The 17097-nt window shown below is 45.5% G+C and carries 20 protein-coding genes; 1 reads left to right on the top strand and 19 read right to left on the bottom strand.

Going from position 1 to position 17097, the window contains the following annotated elements:
- The 18 genes from trpA to mtrB all read right to left on the bottom strand — a co-directional run bounded on the left by trpA (position 1) and on the right by mtrB (position 16375).
- Positions 1-807: a tryptophan synthase subunit alpha gene (trpA, locus tag M3636_RS04530; RefSeq protein WP_251381372.1), complete on the bottom strand. Its 807-nt coding sequence runs from the start codon at positions 805-807 to the stop codon at positions 1-3.
- A complete protein-coding gene (gene trpB, locus M3636_RS04525) occupies positions 804-2003 on the bottom strand; it encodes a tryptophan synthase subunit beta (RefSeq protein WP_251381371.1) in 1200 nt (399 codons plus the stop codon). Before trpB ends, trpA begins: the two co-directional genes overlap by 4 nt.
- Entirely contained in the window at positions 2000-2737 is a 738-nt protein-coding gene (locus M3636_RS04520; protein ID WP_285858715.1) for a phosphoribosylanthranilate isomerase, read from the bottom strand. The genes trpB and M3636_RS04520 overlap by 4 nt, the downstream gene beginning before the upstream one ends.
- Positions 2737-3525 (bottom strand): indole-3-glycerol phosphate synthase TrpC, encoded by a 789-nt coding sequence (gene trpC / locus M3636_RS04515; RefSeq protein WP_251381370.1) that lies wholly within the window; start codon positions 3523-3525, stop codon positions 2737-2739. The genes M3636_RS04520 and trpC overlap by 1 nt, the downstream gene beginning before the upstream one ends.
- The gene (gene trpD, locus M3636_RS04510; protein ID WP_251382482.1) at positions 3515-4588 is read right to left on the bottom strand and encodes an anthranilate phosphoribosyltransferase; all 1074 of its coding nucleotides are present in this window, start codon (positions 4586-4588) and stop codon (positions 3515-3517) included. Before trpD ends, trpC begins: the two co-directional genes overlap by 11 nt.
- Before the next feature lie 35 nt (positions 4589-4623).
- Positions 4624-6195, bottom strand: coding sequence for an anthranilate synthase component I (gene trpE / locus M3636_RS04505; protein ID WP_251381369.1), 1572 nt, complete (start codon positions 6193-6195; stop codon positions 4624-4626).
- 476 nt (positions 6196-6671) lie between these two features.
- The gene (gene aroH, locus M3636_RS04500; RefSeq protein WP_251381368.1) at positions 6672-7049 is read right to left on the bottom strand and encodes a chorismate mutase; all 378 of its coding nucleotides are present in this window, start codon (positions 7047-7049) and stop codon (positions 6672-6674) included.
- A 4-nt stretch (positions 7050-7053) separates the two neighbouring features.
- Positions 7054-8148: a 3-dehydroquinate synthase gene (aroB, locus tag M3636_RS04495; protein WP_251381367.1), complete on the bottom strand. Its 1095-nt coding sequence runs from the start codon at positions 8146-8148 to the stop codon at positions 7054-7056.
- Position 8149: 1 nt separating this feature from the next.
- Positions 8150-9319, bottom strand: coding sequence for a chorismate synthase (aroC, locus tag M3636_RS04490; protein ID WP_056696727.1), 1170 nt, complete (start codon positions 9317-9319; stop codon positions 8150-8152).
- Between the two features lie 264 nt (positions 9320-9583).
- Positions 9584-10378, bottom strand: coding sequence for a CheR family methyltransferase (locus tag M3636_RS04485; RefSeq protein WP_128102548.1), 795 nt, complete (start codon positions 10376-10378; stop codon positions 9584-9586).
- A gap of 24 nt (positions 10379-10402) precedes the next feature.
- A complete protein-coding gene (gene ndk, locus M3636_RS04480) occupies positions 10403-10846 on the bottom strand; it encodes a nucleoside-diphosphate kinase (protein WP_128102549.1) in 444 nt (147 codons plus the stop codon).
- Between the two features lie 160 nt (positions 10847-11006).
- Complete coding sequence (locus tag M3636_RS04475; protein ID WP_128102550.1) at positions 11007-11981, bottom strand: polyprenyl synthetase family protein; 975 nt, start codon at positions 11979-11981, stop codon at positions 11007-11009.
- Positions 11982-12317: 336 nt separating this feature from the next.
- Positions 12318-12935 (bottom strand): UbiX family flavin prenyltransferase, encoded by a 618-nt coding sequence (locus M3636_RS04470; RefSeq protein ID WP_251381366.1) that lies wholly within the window; start codon positions 12933-12935, stop codon positions 12318-12320.
- Positions 12936-12937: 2 nt separating this feature from the next.
- The gene (locus M3636_RS04465; RefSeq protein ID WP_251381365.1) at positions 12938-13804 is read right to left on the bottom strand and encodes a UbiA-like polyprenyltransferase; all 867 of its coding nucleotides are present in this window, start codon (positions 13802-13804) and stop codon (positions 12938-12940) included.
- The gene (locus M3636_RS04460; protein WP_145410882.1) at positions 13797-14525 is read right to left on the bottom strand and encodes a demethylmenaquinone methyltransferase; all 729 of its coding nucleotides are present in this window, start codon (positions 14523-14525) and stop codon (positions 13797-13799) included. Before M3636_RS04460 ends, M3636_RS04465 begins: the two co-directional genes overlap by 8 nt.
- Positions 14526-14536: 11 nt before the next feature.
- Positions 14537-15400 carry a heptaprenyl diphosphate synthase component 1 gene (locus M3636_RS04455; RefSeq protein ID WP_251381364.1) on the bottom strand — a complete coding sequence of 288 codons (864 nt, stop codon included), beginning with the start codon at positions 15398-15400 and terminating at the stop codon, positions 14537-14539.
- 103 nt (positions 15401-15503) lie between these two features.
- The gene (locus M3636_RS04450) at positions 15504-16055 is read right to left on the bottom strand and encodes a hypothetical protein (RefSeq protein WP_251381363.1); all 552 of its coding nucleotides are present in this window, start codon (positions 16053-16055) and stop codon (positions 15504-15506) included.
- A gap of 98 nt (positions 16056-16153) precedes the next feature.
- Positions 16154-16375, bottom strand: coding sequence for a trp RNA-binding attenuation protein MtrB (gene mtrB / locus M3636_RS04445; protein WP_056696710.1), 222 nt, complete (start codon positions 16373-16375; stop codon positions 16154-16156).
- A gap of 184 nt (positions 16376-16559) precedes the next feature.
- Between mtrB and M3636_RS29455 the strand changes: the two genes are divergently transcribed.
- The gene (locus M3636_RS29455) at positions 16560-16685 is read left to right on the top strand and encodes a hypothetical protein (RefSeq protein ID WP_285858496.1); all 126 of its coding nucleotides are present in this window, start codon (positions 16560-16562) and stop codon (positions 16683-16685) included.
- 67 nt (positions 16686-16752) lie between these two features.
- Here M3636_RS29455 and M3636_RS04440 read toward each other — a convergent pair whose 3' ends face one another.
- Positions 16753-17025 (bottom strand): HU family DNA-binding protein, encoded by a 273-nt coding sequence (locus M3636_RS04440; protein WP_024630670.1) that lies wholly within the window; start codon positions 17023-17025, stop codon positions 16753-16755.
- Positions 17026-17097: the final 72 nt, after the last annotated feature.

Here is a 17097-nt window from a genome sequence, read left to right as displayed (position 1 = left end):
CTATCCTTTTAATTGTGCCACAAAGTTGCGAATTTGCAACAGTCCTGCCTGATGGGTCTCCGGATTCTCCAAAAGCGGGATGGCCTCCTCCACCTGACGAACAATAGCACTACCCACAACAACCCCATCACAAATACGGGAGAAATGTGCCACCTGTTCACGGCTGGATATACCGAATCCAACAGCTACCGGAAGGTCAGTTAAACTTTTAACCGTTTCAATAAACTGCTCAACGCCTTCAAAGAAGGATGCTCTTTCTCCGGTTACACCGAGGGAAGATACACAATAGATGAAACCACGTGCACCCGAGACGATACGCTCAATTCTGGCATTGGACGTAGGTGCAACAAGCGGCACCAAATGCACGCCCGCCGCTTCAGCACGACGACGCATTTCTTCAGCCTCTTCAATCGGAAGATCCGGGATAATCATGCCACTGATGTCATGTTTGAGCAATTCATCAAAAAATACATCAAGACCTGTCTGGAGCACAGGATTATAATACGTAAACAAAACAAAAGGCATCTTCACTCCAGCCTCACGTGCCTTAGCTGCCGTCTCCATACATGTACGAATGGTGATCTGACTTTTCAGCGCCCGCTCGGAAGCACGTTGAATGACAGGACCGTCGGCGAGTGGATCTGAGTAAGGTACACCCAGCTCTAAAATATCTGCACCTGCTTGTTCAAGCTCCTTAATGATCTCCACCGTTGTATCCACATTTGGATCTCCAACGGTCAGAAAAGGAATAAGTGCTGTTCGATTCTGCTCTTTCAATTGTTGGAAGGTTTGATCCATTAAATTCATGCGAATTGCCCTCCCGTATACTTCATGATGGATTCAACGTCCTTATCTCCACGACCTGATAGACAAATCACGACAATATCATCAGACGTGAGCTCGGGAGCAAGCTTAACTACCTGTGCAACGGCATGAGCAGACTCTAGAGCAGGTATGATTCCTTCAGTTCTGGAGAGCAATTGCAGGGCATCCAATGCTTCCTGATCCGTGATCGGAACATATTTCGCGCGCTCGATATCTTTAAGATATGAATGCTCTGGCCCTACACCCGGATAATCTAATCCAGCAGAGATGGAGTGAGCCGGCTGAACCTGTCCATATTCATCCTGCAACAAATAGCTCATAGAGCCTTGGAATACGCCATGTGTTCCTTTGCTCATCGTTGCCGCATGGAATTCAGTATCCACACCTTTTCCTGCTGCTTCGACCCCTATAAGCTTCACATCTGCATCACCGATAAACGGATAGAACATACCGATGGCATTACTTCCGCCACCTACTGCTGCAACAATGACATCAGGCAGACGACCTTCAAGCTCTTGAATCTGGCGACGAGTCTCATCCCCGATTACCCGCTGGAAGTTACGCACCATCATTGGATAAGGGTGTGGCCCTACAACTGAACCAAGGACATAAAATGTATCTTCTACGTTGCTAACCCAATATCTCAGAGCTTCATTTCCTGCATCCTTCAGCGTTCTCGTTCCTGACGTTACTGGAATGACTTCTGCACCGAGCAACTTCATCCGGAATACATTCAATTGTTGACGCTCGGTATCTTCCTCACCCATGAATACCTTACACTCTAAACCAAGCAAAGCAGCAACCGTTGCTGTAGCTACGCCATGTTGACCTGCTCCCGTTTCAGCAATGACTTTCTTTTTGCCCATCCGTTTAGCAAGTAATCCTTGCCCGATGGCATTATTGATTTTATGTGCACCCGTGTGGTTCAAATCCTCACGCTTCAGGTACACCTTTGGCCCACCCAGACGACGAGAAAGTTGCTCTGCATAATACAGCGGAGTCTCCCGACCAGAATACTCACTTAGCAGATAGTTTAATTCTTTATTGAATTCCTCATCTTCTGAAAAGCGGCTGTATGCTTCCTCTAGTTCGATTAATGCGTTCATTAATGTCTCAGGAACAAAGCGGCCTCCGAAGGAGCCGAAACGCCCGTGTTGATCCGGCAATTGATGTGTCATGCCTGCTTCACCCTCTCTACAAATGCTGTAATCTTTGCGATATCTTTAACACCGTCCGTCTCTACTCCACTTGATACGTCAACGCCATCCGGTGCATATGTCTGAATTAATTGTTGAACATTATCAGGCTGCAAACCACCAGCCACAAACAAGGCAATACCGTGATTTCTCGCCCACTTCGCATAGGTTGGAATCCGTTCCCAAGCAAAGGTATGACCAGAACCACCAACATATTGAGGATCATACGTATCAAGCAATATAGCATCTATTGTGTGCACGTAATTATCAAGTGTCTTTAGCGTGGTATCAACCGCTTCGGTACCGGACTCATTTTTAGGAAAAGAAAAAGCTTTGAAGACTTCAGTCTGAAAGCGTTGCTTCACCTGCTCACAGAACGCTGGTGTTTCCTGTCCATGTAGCTGTATTACATCTAATGCAGCAGCGTCCATGACCTGTTCAAGCTCTTCCATAGTTGGATTAACAAATACCCCGGTTAACTTCGGTCGATCCAATGCCGTCCACATCAGCAATACTTCTTTTAATTCGACAGCCTGCTTAGGTTCAATACGGCGACGGGATTTGGCAAAAACAACACCAACATAATCAACAGGCAAGTTTATCATCGATTTTAGCACTTCAACGTCCTGAAGTCCACAAATTTTTACGGCCGCTGCCGGTTGCTTGTGCAGATTCACGTCTCTGCTTCCAGTACCGCCATTCGTATATTCATTCATCATCGAGAACCCATTAATTCATTCACAGCCGCTTCAACGTCATCCTTACGCATCAGATGCTCCCCAACGAGGATCCCGTGAACACCGGCTCTAATTAATTCCTCTAGCCGCTCAGCACCATCAATTCCACTTTCGCTGATGAGTGTCACCTCTGATGGAATCAGTTTCATAAGATCAAGGGTTGTATTCAGACTGGTCTCGAATGTTTTTAGGTTCCGATTGTTAATCCCGATTAGCGTTGCCTGCGGAATCTCTAACACCTGCTCAAGTTCGGCTTGATCATGCACTTCAATTAAAGCGTCCAGACCTATACTTTTGGCAAAATCCAAGTAACGTCGCATCTGATCTGGTGTCAAAATACTGGCAATCAGCAGAATTGCATCTGCTCCTAGTAGTCTTGCCTCGGCAATCTGCCGCTCATCTATAATAAAATCTTTGCGAAGCAATGGAATGTTCACTGCTTGGTGGATCTCCTTCAAATACGCTGCACTTCCTTGAAAGTAAGAAACATCTGTGAGTACAGAGATACAATCTGCTCCAGCCCGTTCATAAGCTAATGCAATGTTCACCGGATCAAAGTCCGGTCGAATTAATCCTTTGGACGGTGAAGCCTTCTTCACTTCGGCAATAAGCCCCAGTTTTCGGTTACGCCCTTCTGCTAACGCCCGTTCAAACTCTCGTGTTGCTGGCAACTGCTCAATCTCTTTAAGCGCCTCATCCATGTTAAATGTTTGTGAGAGCACTTCAACTTCCTGCTGTTTGGTTGCAACGATTCGATCAAGATACATGACTGTACGCCTCCGTTGTGTATATTAACTGTTCCAGTTTCCCAGCAGCCTTTCCTGTATCTACAGCCTCAGCAGCCATAGTCACACCTTCCGCAATGCTATCTGCAAGACCAGACACATAGATACATGCCCCAGCATTCAGCAAAACAACATCACGATATGCGCTCCGCTCTCCCTGGAAGATCCGTTTAATAATTTCGGCATTTTGGGCTGCATCTCCTCCCAGTACCGCTTCAAGTGGGTGCAAGTTTAATCCCATACTGCGTGGATCAATGTCATATGTGTGTACTTCTCCATTTCTTAACTCCGATACTTGGGTAGGAGCAGAAATACTAATTTCATCCAAACCATCATGGCTAGCAACTACTAAGGCTCTCTTTAATCCTAAACGATTCAAAACCTCAGCAATCATTGGTGTGCGGCTACGGTCGTACAAACCGAGCAATTGACGATCTGCACCCGCAGGGTTAGTTAGCGGTCCAAGCATATTAAAGATTGTGCGAACACCTAGCTCTTTGCGCGGTGCAGCCGCATGTTTCATTGATGGATGATATACTTGAGCAAAACAGAAACAGATTCCAATCTCATCAAGACATTGTCTCGCTTGCTCTCCATTCAGATGAATATTAACCCCTAACGCCTCAAGCACATCGGCGCTGCCTGCTTTACCTGATGCAGAACGATTGCCATGTTTGGCCACACGAACAGAAACTGCTGATGCTATAATTGCCGAGGCCGTAGAGATATTAAATTTGTGAATACCTGAGCCACCTGTACCACAAGTATCTAACAGCCCATTACCATCGGTAAGAATTCTGCCCCCTTGACCACGCATAGCCTCGGCAAAACCAGTGATTTCATCCACGGTTTCACCTTTCATCCGCAGCGCCATCAGCAAACCTCCGATTTGAGCCGGAGTAGCCTCACCTTTCATAATGGAGTACATCAGGTCACGTGCTTCCGCTTGCTGGAGATCATGTCCCTCCAAAATTTTAGCCAGACCTTGTTTCATCCCCTCTTCAGACTGAGGCTTTGAATTCAGCTGCTGCAAGTTGTCATTCATTACAGGGTTCATATTCATTTCCGGTCTCTCCTCTCTCAGTTTTCTGCGACGCCTGCTGGACTTACAAAATAATCAGCATTAGCAAGTTTCAATCCATGATGTTTGCTCTTGGCCGGGAACATCGCTTCCGCTGTCCGAATCGCCTTGAGCAGCGCTTTGGCTTTGTTCACCGTCTCTTCATATTCCTTCTCAGGCACAGAATCCCATACAATTCCTGCTCCAGCCTGCACATAAGCTTTTCCCTTTTTGAAAATAATGGTCCGGATTGTAATACAAGAATCCATATTGCCCGAGAAGCCAAGATAACCAATCGCTCCCGCGTACGCCCCTCGTGCCTCACGCTCAAGCTCCGCAATAATTTCCATCGCACGCAGCTTTGGTGCACCAGACACGGTTCCTGCTGGCAGACAGGAGAGAAATGCATCGAAGAAATCCTTATCTTCTCTAAGCTCACCCGTCACATTGGACACCATGTGCATAACGTGAGAGTACCGCTCGATCTCCATAAACATGTCACACTTAACGGTACCAAAGTTCGATACCCGCCCCAGATCGTTTCGACCCAAGTCAACCAGCATCAAATGCTCTGCACGCTCCTTCTCATCCTGTAACAGATCTGCTGCAAGTGCACGATCTTCACTCTCTGTTGCACCCCTTGGACGAGTGCCTGCAATTGGGCGTGTCGCCACACGGTTTCCATCTATTTTAACTAGCGCCTCAGGCGAGGTTCCTACTATAATCTCATCATCCATCTTCAGATAATACATATAAGGTGATGGATTCAACGTTCTCAGCACTCTGTATACGTGAAGCGGAGAAACCTCGGTATCAATGTGAAAACGCTGGGAAAGCACTACTTGAAAAATATCTCCGGCGCGGATGTATTCTTTGGCCTGCTCCACATTGCCAATAAACTGCTCTTTCGTCAGATTGGAACGAACATCACCAAGGTCAACATCACCTGGAATCGAACGTGGATTCAAGTTTTCACCTGGCCCTTGTTGCTGCAAACGCTCTGCAGCCTGCTCCAGCTTCTCAGAAGTCAGTGCATAAGCTTGGCGGATTTCATCATCCGTAGCTCCATCTCGTACATGCACATTACCTACAAGCAGCATCTGTTGCTTCACATGGTCAAACACGATAATCTGGTCACAGAACATGAAGCGAATATCATCCATTTTTAGATCATCCAGTGCGTGTGCTGGAAGCTTCTCATAATATTGCAGTAAATCGTAACCGAAAAATCCAATCGCTCCGCCCGTAAATGGAGGAAGTTCATCATCTTTTGGGCTACGATACTTGCGCAAAAGAGCTTTCAGTTCTTCGATCGGCTTGCCCGGAAGCTCTCGCGTTTGCCCAGCCTCTTCAACTACAATTCGGCCTTTTTTGGCGGAAATCATCAAGAACGGATCTGTACCGATAAAGGAATATCTCGCCCATTGAATTCCACCCTCAACACTTTCCAACAGGAATGCCCGGTCATTGTCGGCATAACGGCGGAAGATTCGGATTGGCGTCTCCATGTCAGCCAAGATCCTTTTAACAACGGGAATCAGATTATATTCATTTGACATTTTCAGTACTTGATTAACGTTTGGCGTTATCATTAGATCACGTCCTTTCAGATTAGGTACATATATACAAAAAAACCTCTACCATCAGGTAGAGGTTTGGTTATAAGCTGTATTCAACAAGTTCGTGTTTTATAAATAACAAGTCCCTATACATCTTGTGCCGGATTCATCAGGTTATTGGTAGATTAAACGTACATCCACTTGTACACAGGTTCCGTTAAGGTGCACTAAATCAAATCTCTTCATCCATGAATGTATTCACAGAATCTGTCTCCATTTGACCAGGCTATACCAAAACAAAACGATGTCACTGGACACGTCTCTTTCCCTAATCCTGTAATCCTATAGCGCGACGTACCGCGAATCAGTTGACCGGCCTATGTTTCTCCGGCTACCACCCGCTGGACTCTGCTATTACTCCACTAGCTCAGCTGCTCTCAGCTCAATCTAAACTCTACTCAACTGCTTCTCACTATACATGATTCCATTCGGTTTGACAACCACTGGAATTATGAACCGGAAGGTGCTGCGAGATCAGGTCGCAATGCCTGCGCACCATTCAGGTAAACATGATTAATTTCATTCTGGGCTTTAGCTGTGTTCACATGCACCATAAAACGAATGCATAGTGGCAATGCCCCTTCTACTGGAACTTCCAGTGCGCACATTAGCGGCACAAGCTCCCAGCCTTCCAACTGGCGAATGGCTTTTGCAGGAAAAGCTGCATCCAAATCTCCCGTCATTGTGATCCAAACACTACAGATATCTTCCGGCGTAATATCATTACGATCTACGATCTCTTGTAACAATATGGCCGTCTCCTGCAAAATATGTTCTTCGGTGTTATGCGTGACTGTTGTAGCCCCGCGAATTCCGCGTGTCACCATGTTGTTAATCTCCCTTCTTAAGCAATTCAATCACTTCGATGACAGTTGACACAGGCACGTCTTTTTCAATTCGAGCTGCTCCAATACGTTCAGGAATAATGAAGACCATATGTCCTTCACGGAACTTCTTGTCATGCATCATCGCTTCCATTAATGCATCTGTACCTAGATGACTCGGCAAAGTTACAGGAAGACGCAAGGCACGAAGCATACGAACCGTATCATCATACAGCCCTGCTGGGGCTCCCAGCTTCTCTCCAAGCAATGCTGAGCCAGCCATACCAATCGAGATTGCTTCACCATGCAGGAATTCGCCGTATCCAGCAATTGCTTCAATAGCGTGACCAATCGTATGACCCAGGTTTAGCAGCGCTCGTTCTCCATTTTCGCGTTCATCTCTAGATACAATCTCTGCCTTAATTCCGCATCCACGCTCAAGTCCATAGCCAAGTGCCTCTGGATCTAATGCGAGTAACAGCTCTGCATGCTCTTCACACCAGTGTGCAAACGCTTCGTCACGAATCAAGCCATGTTTCAGCATCTCCGATAAACCAGCAGATACATCACGAGGAGGCAACGTTTGAAGTGTATCCACATCGTAGAGCACAAGCTCTGGCTGATGGAATGCACCGATCATATTTTTGGCAAGTGGATGATTGACAGCCACCTTACCGCCCACACTGCTGTCATGAGCCAGTATTGTAGTAGGCACTTGAACGAATTTAATTCCACGCATGTATGTAGCTGCAACGAATCCAGCCAGATCTCCAACCACACCACCGCCCAGAGCAATAATGGCTGAGCTTCGATCTAGCTTGCCCTCAATGGCAGCTGTCATCATATCTTGATAAACGGATAATGACTTCGAGGTCTCGCCAGCAGGAACAACGGCCGAGACAACTGTAAATCCAGCTGTGCTCAGCATTTGTTCAAATGTCGAAAGATACTTGGGAGCCACATTTTCATCCGTAATAATAAGTAACGGACTTTTTTTCGTTAAACCATATTGCTCAAAAAATTGAGGTGCTTGTGCTAATAAACCAGAACCAATCAGAATCGGGTATGATCTTTCTTCCAATTGAACTGTTAACTGGCGCATTTTAGTAGTTCTCCAATTGAGCTTGGTAGCTTGCAACGTTCGCGCGGATTTCCTCCATGGAGTCTCCACCGAACTTCTCTAGGAACGCTTTTGCGATCTCCCATGCAACCACATGCTCCATAACAACACTCGCTGCAGGAACTGCACATGCATCGGAACGCTCAACCTGAGCTGAGAAAGCTTCCTTGGTATCAATATCCACGCTTTGGAGCGGTTTATAAAGGGTTGGAATTGGCTTCATTACGCCTCGCACAACGACAGGCATGCCGTTAGTCATACCACCTTCGAATCCACCCAAGCGGTTCGTTGCACGGTGGTAGCCGCGCTCATCTGTATGCATAATCTCATCATGCACTTGAGATCCACGAATTGTACCCGCTTCGAATCCGATACCGATCTCTACCCCTTTAAAGGCATTGATGGACATTACACCCTGAGCAATTCGAGCATCCAATTTGCGGTCATACTGTACGTGGCTACCCAGACCAATCGGTACACCTTCAACGATACATTCAACGATACCGCCGATGGAGTCGCCTTCTTGTTTGATTTGATCAATGTATGCTTCCATCTTCTTCTCAGTCTCTGCATCAGTTACACGTACTGACGAAGCTTCTGTCACCTCGATCAATTCATCAATTGGCAGGTCACGATAAGGAGCCTCAATCTCTCCAATACGCAGGACACGTCCAGCAACTTTGATCCCGAATTCTGCTAAGAATTGTCTTGCAATTGCACCACATGCTACACGGACTGTAGTCTCACGTGCACTCGAACGCTCCAGTACGTTACGCAAGTCCTTTAGATTATATTTGAGTCCACCGTTAAGATCAGCATGTCCAGGACGTGGACGATGAACACGACGCTTCTCTTCATCACTTCCTTCGATTGGCTCAATGTTCATAATCTTCTGCCAGTGCTTCCAGTCATTATTTTCAACAACAAGTGCTACAGGTGCTCCTGTTGTATATCCATGGCGAATTCCACCAACAAATGTTGCCTGATCCTTCTCAATTTGCATCCGGCGTCCACGACCATATCCTTTTTGGCGGCGGTGAAGCTGGAAGTTCAGTTCTTCAAAGTCAATATTCAGATTGCTCGGTAATCCTTCAATAATAGCTGTCAATTGGGGTCCGTGCGTTTCCCCTGCGGTCAAATAACGTAAACTCATAATACGTTCCCCCTTTAAACTGTTAAACTGCACATTGCTAAAATCCCATAATTTCTTTGCTCATTATAGTATAGCTGACCCGCTTTGACAAGAAAGCACACGTTTTCTTGCATCAAAACGAGTTTATCACCCGTCCAATCTTCCTAATAATAAACTACTTCTTGATTCATTTTTCTGCGCTTTGCAAAATAACCGCCTGAGCACACATATTAGCATGTGTAACCCAGACGGTTATCAACAATATTTTGTATTTATGATATCAACTTATTTTTTGCGATAAAAGAACGTCTCTGCTGTCTCCAAGCCATACTGTCCAGGAGAGAAAATCTGCTCGGTGCTGCCCACGAACAAAACACCGCCTGGTCGCAAACTTGCTGCAAACTTGTGGTACAACAGGTTTTTAGCTTCCTCGGTAAAATAGATCATTACGTTCCGGCATACAATCAGATCGTACCCGTCATCGAAACGATCCAACAACAGATTTTGCTTCACAAACTTAACCGAACTTTTGAGCTTCTCATCAATTCGGTACACCAAGCCATCCTGCTTAAAGTAACGCTCAGCCGTTTCCTTAGGTACATCTTTGAGCGAACGCTCCATATAACGACCTTCTTTGGCTTTGGCTATTGCTCCTTCGTCCAAATCACTTGCTGTAATCGAGCTATCCTTAAGAATTCCCATTGTATCCAGAATCATAGCTAGCGTATACGGTTCTTCACCTGTTGAACAAGCCGCACTCCATACCTTCGCTTTACGCTTGGAACCGACCAGTTCAGGTAATATCTGATCCCGAAGGACTTCCCAACGGTTCGGATTACGCCAGAATTCAGATACGTTGATCGTCATACGATCCAAAAATTCATAGAATAGGGACTTATCCTTTTGCATAGCATCAAAAAAAATAGAAAATGTATTAAATCCATTTTTGTTGCGAAGTGTGGTCAGCCGTCTTTTCATCTGGCCTTCCTTGTATTGAGCAAGGTCAATGCCCGTGCTCTCTTTGATTTTACGAATGAATCCGGCATAATCCGGGTCTAGTTGTTGTTCCTGCTCCAGCATCGTATCACCCTTCTGGTTAATAAATTACAACCAGGCTGCGATGCTCTTGTCGTACGTTACCAATTCCTCAGAACCAAAGAAGTTTGCTGCTTCACGGGTAGCACTTTCCGGCGAATCTGCCCCATGAATTAGGTTATGCGGTGTGTGACTAGCAAAATCTCCACGAATAGTACCTGGAGCTGCTTCCTTTACATTGGTCTTGCCGATTACGATCCGCGCTAATGCCACGATATCGTCACCTTCCCAAACCATCGCAAATACAGGCCCAGATGTAATAAATCCTACTAATTCATCGAAGAACGGCTTGCCTTCATGCTCGGCATAATGCCGCTTAGCCTGATCCTCAGTCATCTGAACCAGCTTGCCCGCAACCATTTTAAACCCTTTGTCTTCCAGACGGCTAACGATACGCCCTATCAAACCACGCTGCACACCATCAGGCTTCACCATCAAAAATGTACGATCCATTGGCTCACTCCTCACTCACGGTTCAAAGTTATTTCAATATGTAGACGCAATCCCTTTGATTGTAACATACAAGAGCAATTCCTCCCAATGAGGATTGTCACTCCTACATTCGTGCATGAGTCATTCAACTGCCAATCCTGAATTGAATCGACAACTGAAATTAATGAGTACGTTTAACGACAAAATGAGCAATATCACGCAGATTTTTGCTGGTCTTGATGTTAGGTAGTTGATCCAGAGCATCGAGCGCTTTCTTCATATATCGGTCAGCGAGTGCTTCAGCTTTAGCGATTCCTTGACTTTGGCGAATCATTCCAATGGCATCTGATGCGCTTGCACGTCCGTCCTCATGCTGTACACGAGCAATTTCTTCTAGTAGCGGTTCACGTAACTGCTGTTCTTGTAATGCATAGAGCACGGGCAACGTAATGTTTCCCTGCTTCATATCACTGCCCGGAGGCTTGCCCAGTTGCTTCTCTGTTCCGATCAGATCCAATACATCATCCTGAATCTGGAACGCCATGCCCACATTGTATCCGTAGGTATACAGCAGAGAGGATACTTCCTTAGGCGCACGAGTCGCTAAAGCTCCCAATTGACAACTTACTGCAATCAGCAACGCCGTTTTACGCCGAATACGAAGGAGATAATTACGCACACTTTGTCCTGTGTTAAAAAAGTCGCGAATCTGCTCCATCTCGCCAATGGACATCTGCACCATCGCCTTCGCCAGAATACGATGAATTGCCGGATCAGATAAGCCAGCTGTCATTTGCAGCGCTTTCCCGTAAATATAATCCCCGGTGTACATAGCAATCCGATTATCCCACTTGGATTTCACTGTTGGCTTGCCCCTACGTGTTGCCGCATTATCAATGACATCATCATGCACAAGGGAGGCTGAATGTATCAATTCGAGCGGAACCGCAATGAGCTTCAGTCGCTCAATATCATATGTACCGTATTTCCCACCCAGCAGCACAAATACTGGGCGTAAACGTTTCCCACCAGCTTTGAGCAAGTGAAGTGAAGTTTCACTCAGCAACTTTTGTTCCCCTTGAACACTGCGATATAACTCTTTTTCAATGTAATCCATATCTTTTTTTAACAACCCGAAAATATCTAATAGTTTCATTCGTTCACCCGTATCAGCGTATTGTCAGTCCAAAAATCCATGCTTACCTTCCCCTCCAGCAATTCCGGCCTGCAGGCATAACGAAAGCCCGGGCTCGCCGTCCCTACTTGTGTTCTGTATATGTCGTACACTTTTCTTCGAATGCCATGACCGACATCCGGGATTTAAACTCTTCGACGTATTCTGAAACAAGGATACAGAAGTTGCCGGAGTATGGGTCAAGGCTGTGTGTCATTTCGAGCATTCATCAGCACTCACCAATACCCCGGGTGTGGGGCAACAACTCGAAGCTTAATCTCTTCTTACTAGTCAATGGATGTTTCCAGCTTCCAGTTGTTAACCCCGTTCATCCGGTTCTCCCCATCGCTTGAAGAGCTGATGCGGTATGCGCAAATTATCCAGCACTTTGCCTACCAAAAACATAATCAACTCTTCCATACTTTGAGGTTTGTAATAAAATGCCGGCATCGCCGGAATCATGCGTACACCTAGTCTGGAGAGCTTCAACATGTTCTCCAAATGGATTGCATGCAGCGGCGTCTCTCGTGGAACGAGAATTAACGGTCTCGCTTCCTTCATCATCACATCGGCTGCGCGAGACATCAGATTGTCAGATGAACCTTGCGCAATGGATGAGAGAGTTCCCATAGAGCAAGGCATGATGATCATACCATCAGCAAGATATGATCCACTTGCAATGGATGCTCCAATATCACTAACGGGATGGTAGATAAGTGAGCCGGAACGACCGCCGAATTTTTCTTCAAGCACAGCGTCACGGCTCGTAATATCCCAGTCCATTTCCTCTTTTAATACACGCCAGCCCGCATTAGAAATCACGAGATGTACGGTGTAGCTCAGATCAAGTAACGTTTCAATCAGCCTAATGCCATAAATGCTTCCACTGGCTCCAGTTATACCAACAACGAGGCGTTTATTGTCCGGCTGCTGCATCGTTACTTCACCGCCAGATCAATCAAAGTGAACGTAAACACTACAAGGCTTAGCACACTATTCATCGTAAAGAATGCCGTTTGAACTCGGCTCATGTCATTAGGTGAAACAATGTAATGCTCATAGAATAGAATACCGTACGTAATCAACATACCGGCACCATACCACCAGCTAAGATCAGTCATTAACAAAAGTGCTAAGAAACCAATCGCCGTAATGATATGGAAGAATTTTGCGATTTTCAGTGACTTAATTAATCCAAAGCGAGAAGGAATGGAATGCAAGCCCTCTCCCTGATCAAACTCCAAATCTTGACATGCATAGATGATATCGAAGCCCGCTGTCCAGAATACAATCGTAACGTAGAGTACAATCGCTGTCCAATCCATCGAACCCGTAACCGCGACCCAGCCCCCAAGTGGAGCCAGACCAATCGTCATACCTAGCACGATATGACATAACCAGGTGAAACGTTTGGTATATGAATACAGTACTAGCATAAACACAGCAATAGGCAACAATTGCATGGATAACACATTAAGATTGGATGATGCCCAGAATAACAATATAAACGATACGATAATGAAAATAACTACTTCGCCGTTCTTCAGCAATCCAGCAGGAATAGCTCGCATTGCCGTACGTGGGTTCTTACCGTCAATGGCTTGGTCAATGATACGATTGAGACCAAATGCTGCACTTCGCGCACCTACCATAGCGAGTAGTACCCAGAAGATTTGCATCCAGGATGGAAACGTGCCGTTGAGTAACATGGAACCGAGAATAGCTCCCATAAAAGCAAAAGGTAATGCAAAAAGCGTGTGTTCAATCTTGATCATTTCTAAAAAGATACGAATTTTCCTAAACATGCTGATTCTCCTTGGTTCCAATATGCAGTGCCGCGATGCCTCCGGTCAGAGGATAGGCCTGCACTTGCTGTAATCCGGTTTCTTCGAAAATGCTCGCCAGTTCCTTTCTTCCCGGAAATAGTGCCAGCGAGTCTGGTAGCCATTTGTACTGCTCATAACGTTTAGCAAACAGTTTGGCCAGATTAGGCAACATATGTTCAAAATAAAAATAATAAATGCCTTTAAAAGGCTGCCATGTTGGCTTGGATAGCTCTAGACATACCACTTTGCCTCCCGGCTTCACCACACGTTGCATCTCAGACAGAACCTGTCTCAGATCTGGTACATTCCGAAGACCAAAACCGATCGTCACGTAGTCGAACGTATTATCGTCAAACGGTAGTGACATCGCATTTCCCTGTACAAGTGTGATCTGCTTCTCGCGATTCACAGCATTAATCTTCGTCTGACCTACCTCAAGCATGTTACTGCTAAAGTCCAGACCATGCATGTGACCCGTTTCACTTGCTTCCGCCATGGCAAGCGTCCAGTCGCAGGTTCCGCAGCATAAATCAAGCCCTGTATCTCCTTGGGACATGTTCATCTTTTTCATGGTGAATTTACGCCAAGCCTTGTGCCTACGAAAACTTAGGATATCATTCATGACATCGTATTTACCTGCAATACTCTGAAAAACCGAATGGACAAATTCTTCTTTCGGTTTGGTCTCTGTGCTACCCATTCGTCTCCCCCTCAGTCTTCCCTAACTACCGCATGCGAAGGCTGCAAATAAGTGAGGTAAGGTTCCAAAATAGTCTGCACTTCATGCAGTCCTTCCCCCTCCACCTTATCTTGCAATAATTGCTGTATGCGGTGTGTACTATTACGAAGCTTGTCCAACAAGATTTCACCAATTCGATACTTCAGAACCAGTCCAGCCCATACACGCATATCCGGCTCAGGTTGAAGAAGAACCTTCCGTTCCTCATCACTGCCCTGCTTATAGATACTCCAGAAGGCATAACTGTAGACAAAGCATTTCTCATCATTTAGCTTCTGCAATTCTTCCACAATGTTCTCACAGGTACTAAATTCAGCAAGCAGATGCTCCCAGATAGACTGTTCCTTTTCACCAATTATGTCTGTAAAAGAAAGAAACAGCTGCATTTTCAGCTGTACCGTTTCACGTAAGTATTCATCAGGCGAAACGACTAGCTTCTTCATACGTTCATATAATGACATTTTACCCACGTTAACCTCAGCGACTGCACCACTAAGTTTACCAATCATTTCGATCCGGTCGGCATGGGCAAGCAGTTGATAGAATCGACTACTGAAATAATCGCCAGCGAGTACATTCAACTGACGTGAACGCATCTCCTGTTCTTTACGTGCTCCGGATAAAGTATCAATACGATCATGCGTATCCATGGCCAACTGAACGAGCGAGGTAGCTAGAGCATATATTTCATCATGCTGCTTCTCATCCGTGCGGCTCACAAACACCTGCAACAGACGCGCTCGGCTATCCGGAAACGGTGGTATTTCCGTATGTTGTCGAATCATGTCGTAATCCGTATATTTTTTTGCTAGTTGGGGTACGCGATATGAATTCATTCTCCAGCCTCCGAGACTTTGCATTGTTAAACCTTTTTCTGCACTACAATCTTATATATTATAGCATATGTTTATCTGACACGCACTGAATCCTGCTATTCTATTACCCCTGGTTCAACATTTCGAATTGCTTCCTCCAGAGTTCCGTCTCCATAATATGAAACCATGCTTTTAATTCGCCAGATAACGCTGGACTATTCCAATTTCGAAGGGCATCAATGGCTTCCAAAGGCCATTCATTTCGGCGAATATCCGCAGCAAGTAACAGATGTTGCTTATGCAGCCATTCATCCTCTGCCATGACACGAAGCAATACTTGTTCCACATTGCCTAAGCTGCGAAAACTCAGCTCAGCTACAGCAGCCATATTGGCGTATATTTCACTATGGCTTGTTCCCGTTCCAATCACTTTTAGATCGAGCTTCAAAATGGATTGCTTCCATTCTACTCTTGCGATGGGAGTTGTTAAATGCATAGAATGTAGCACATCGACCAAGTTTTTATCGGACAATTCCTCTGGTGCTTTGGTCGCTGTGACTGGTAATACGTGATCCCCACCCCATGTACGTGTATGTAAGTTCTGTATCGCTACAAGCAGAAAAACAACCGCGACCGTTGCTAACACTGAAGTTGTAAGGATCATTCCGGGTTTCATAAATGCCTCCCTGCCCTCACCTGTTAGTGTAGTCTGTCCGGTAAAGGCTCATACCTCATTGTACAATGAAAAAAAGCAGGCTATGCCTGCAATTTTCATTATTCGGACTGAATTTCACCATGCTTGGTAATCAGCGTAGCCTTGCCTCGGATTTTGATGGCAGAAGTATGATTCGTGAATTGAGCAAACATCACTTCTCCCTTATCGAGCTTTTCTGTATGATGAAAACGCGTGTCTTGGCCCCGAGTTAAGCCGATTACCTGTACACCGTTCTCCTCCGCTCGAATGACAATATAATCACTGCCGGTTGGATGGTCCATCACGTAACGTCCCCTCTCCTAGTTCAATAGCGTTAATGATGATTAAAATTTTTGCATTTGTCAACAGAGTCCTATCCATATGGAACGCAACAATTATTAAATGCTGGGTCATACTACAAAGTATCTAGATTCAGAAAGGAGAATTCATCTGAAATATACTCCAGCAACACTCACAGAAGAGCATGTGCATCAGATTCAAGAGATTGAACAGCATCTCTCTGAAGCCGCAGGCAAAGAACTGATTTTAATTGCTTATGCCCTGCAACCCGAAGAAGCTAATCCGTCAGACAATCGTTCAGATCCTCTTTAAAAAGGCAAAAGAAAAGGCCGTGAACAAGTCACGGTCTTTTTGTCGACATATGGAATATGTAGAAATCTTATTTAATTCCGTCTTTGAGCGCTTTACCTGGTTTGAATGCAGGAATTTTGCTCGCAGGAATTTCGATTTCTTCACCTGTTTGCGGGTTACGTCCTTTACGAGCAGAACGTTCGCGAACTTCGAAGTTCCCAAAACCAACCAATTGTACTTTGTCTCCGCTTTGAAGAGCCTCAGAGATTGCTTCGAATACGGCATCAACCGCTTTCGTTACATCCTTCTTGGACAGTTCAGTAGCTTCAGACACGTGTGTAATCAAGTCTGATTTATTCATTTGTTTTTCACCTCCTGAATCAATGTCCTGAATGTTATACTGTGTTTCCGTTTTATCGCGAAATATACGTTC

Origin of the sequence: Paenibacillus sp. MER 99-2 (assembly GCF_023714095.1) — a bacterium.
GTDB lineage: Bacteria > Bacillota > Bacilli > Paenibacillales > Paenibacillaceae > Paenibacillus.
Note: the sequence above shows the minus strand (reverse complement) of the source record. Positions and strands in the feature narration are given on the sequence as shown.

Excerpts from the sequence above, each read along its gene's own strand:
- trpA (WP_251381372.1), bottom strand. The coding sequence starts at position 807 with ATGAATTTAATGGATCAAACCTTCCAACAATTGAAAGAGCAGAATCGA.
- trpB (WP_251381371.1), bottom strand. The coding sequence starts at position 2,003 with ATGACACATCAATTGCCGGATCAACACGGGCGTTTCGGCTCCTTCGGA.
- M3636_RS04520 (WP_285858715.1), bottom strand. The coding sequence starts at position 2,737 with ATGAATGAATATACGAATGGCGGTACTGGAAGCAGAGACGTGAATCTG.
- trpC (WP_251381370.1), bottom strand. The coding sequence starts at position 3,525 with ATGTATCTTGATCGAATCGTTGCAACCAAACAGCAGGAAGTTGAAGTG.
- trpD (WP_251382482.1), bottom strand. The coding sequence starts at position 4,588 with ATGAATGACAACTTGCAGCAGCTGAATTCAAAGCCTCAGTCTGAAGAG.
- trpE (WP_251381369.1), bottom strand. The coding sequence starts at position 6,195 with ATGATAACGCCAAACGTTAATCAAGTACTGAAAATGTCAAATGAATAT.
- aroH (WP_251381368.1), bottom strand. The coding sequence starts at position 7,049 with ATGGTGACACGCGGAATTCGCGGGGCTACAACAGTCACGCATAACACC.
- aroB (WP_251381367.1), bottom strand. The coding sequence starts at position 8,148 with ATGCGCCAGTTAACAGTTCAATTGGAAGAAAGATCATACCCGATTCTG.
- aroC (WP_056696727.1), bottom strand. The coding sequence starts at position 9,319 with ATGAGTTTACGTTATTTGACCGCAGGGGAAACGCACGGACCCCAATTG.
- M3636_RS04485 (WP_128102548.1), bottom strand. The coding sequence starts at position 10,378 with ATGCTGGAGCAGGAACAACAACTAGACCCGGATTATGCCGGATTCATT.
- ndk (WP_128102549.1), bottom strand. The coding sequence starts at position 10,846 with ATGGATCGTACATTTTTGATGGTGAAGCCTGATGGTGTGCAGCGTGGT.
- M3636_RS04475 (WP_128102550.1), bottom strand. The coding sequence starts at position 11,981 with ATGAAACTATTAGATATTTTCGGGTTGTTAAAAAAAGATATGGATTAC.
- M3636_RS04470 (WP_251381366.1), bottom strand. The coding sequence starts at position 12,935 with ATGCAGCAGCCGGACAATAAACGCCTCGTTGTTGGTATAACTGGAGCC.
- M3636_RS04465 (WP_251381365.1), bottom strand. The coding sequence starts at position 13,804 with ATGTTTAGGAAAATTCGTATCTTTTTAGAAATGATCAAGATTGAACAC.
- M3636_RS04460 (WP_145410882.1), bottom strand. The coding sequence starts at position 14,525 with ATGGGTAGCACAGAGACCAAACCGAAAGAAGAATTTGTCCATTCGGTT.
- M3636_RS04455 (WP_251381364.1), bottom strand. The coding sequence starts at position 15,400 with ATGAATTCATATCGCGTACCCCAACTAGCAAAAAAATATACGGATTAC.
- M3636_RS04450 (WP_251381363.1), bottom strand. The coding sequence starts at position 16,055 with ATGAAACCCGGAATGATCCTTACAACTTCAGTGTTAGCAACGGTCGCG.
- mtrB (WP_056696710.1), bottom strand. The coding sequence starts at position 16,375 with ATGGACCATCCAACCGGCAGTGATTATATTGTCATTCGAGCGGAGGAG.
- M3636_RS04440 (WP_024630670.1), bottom strand. The coding sequence starts at position 17,025 with ATGAATAAATCAGACTTGATTACACACGTGTCTGAAGCTACTGAACTG.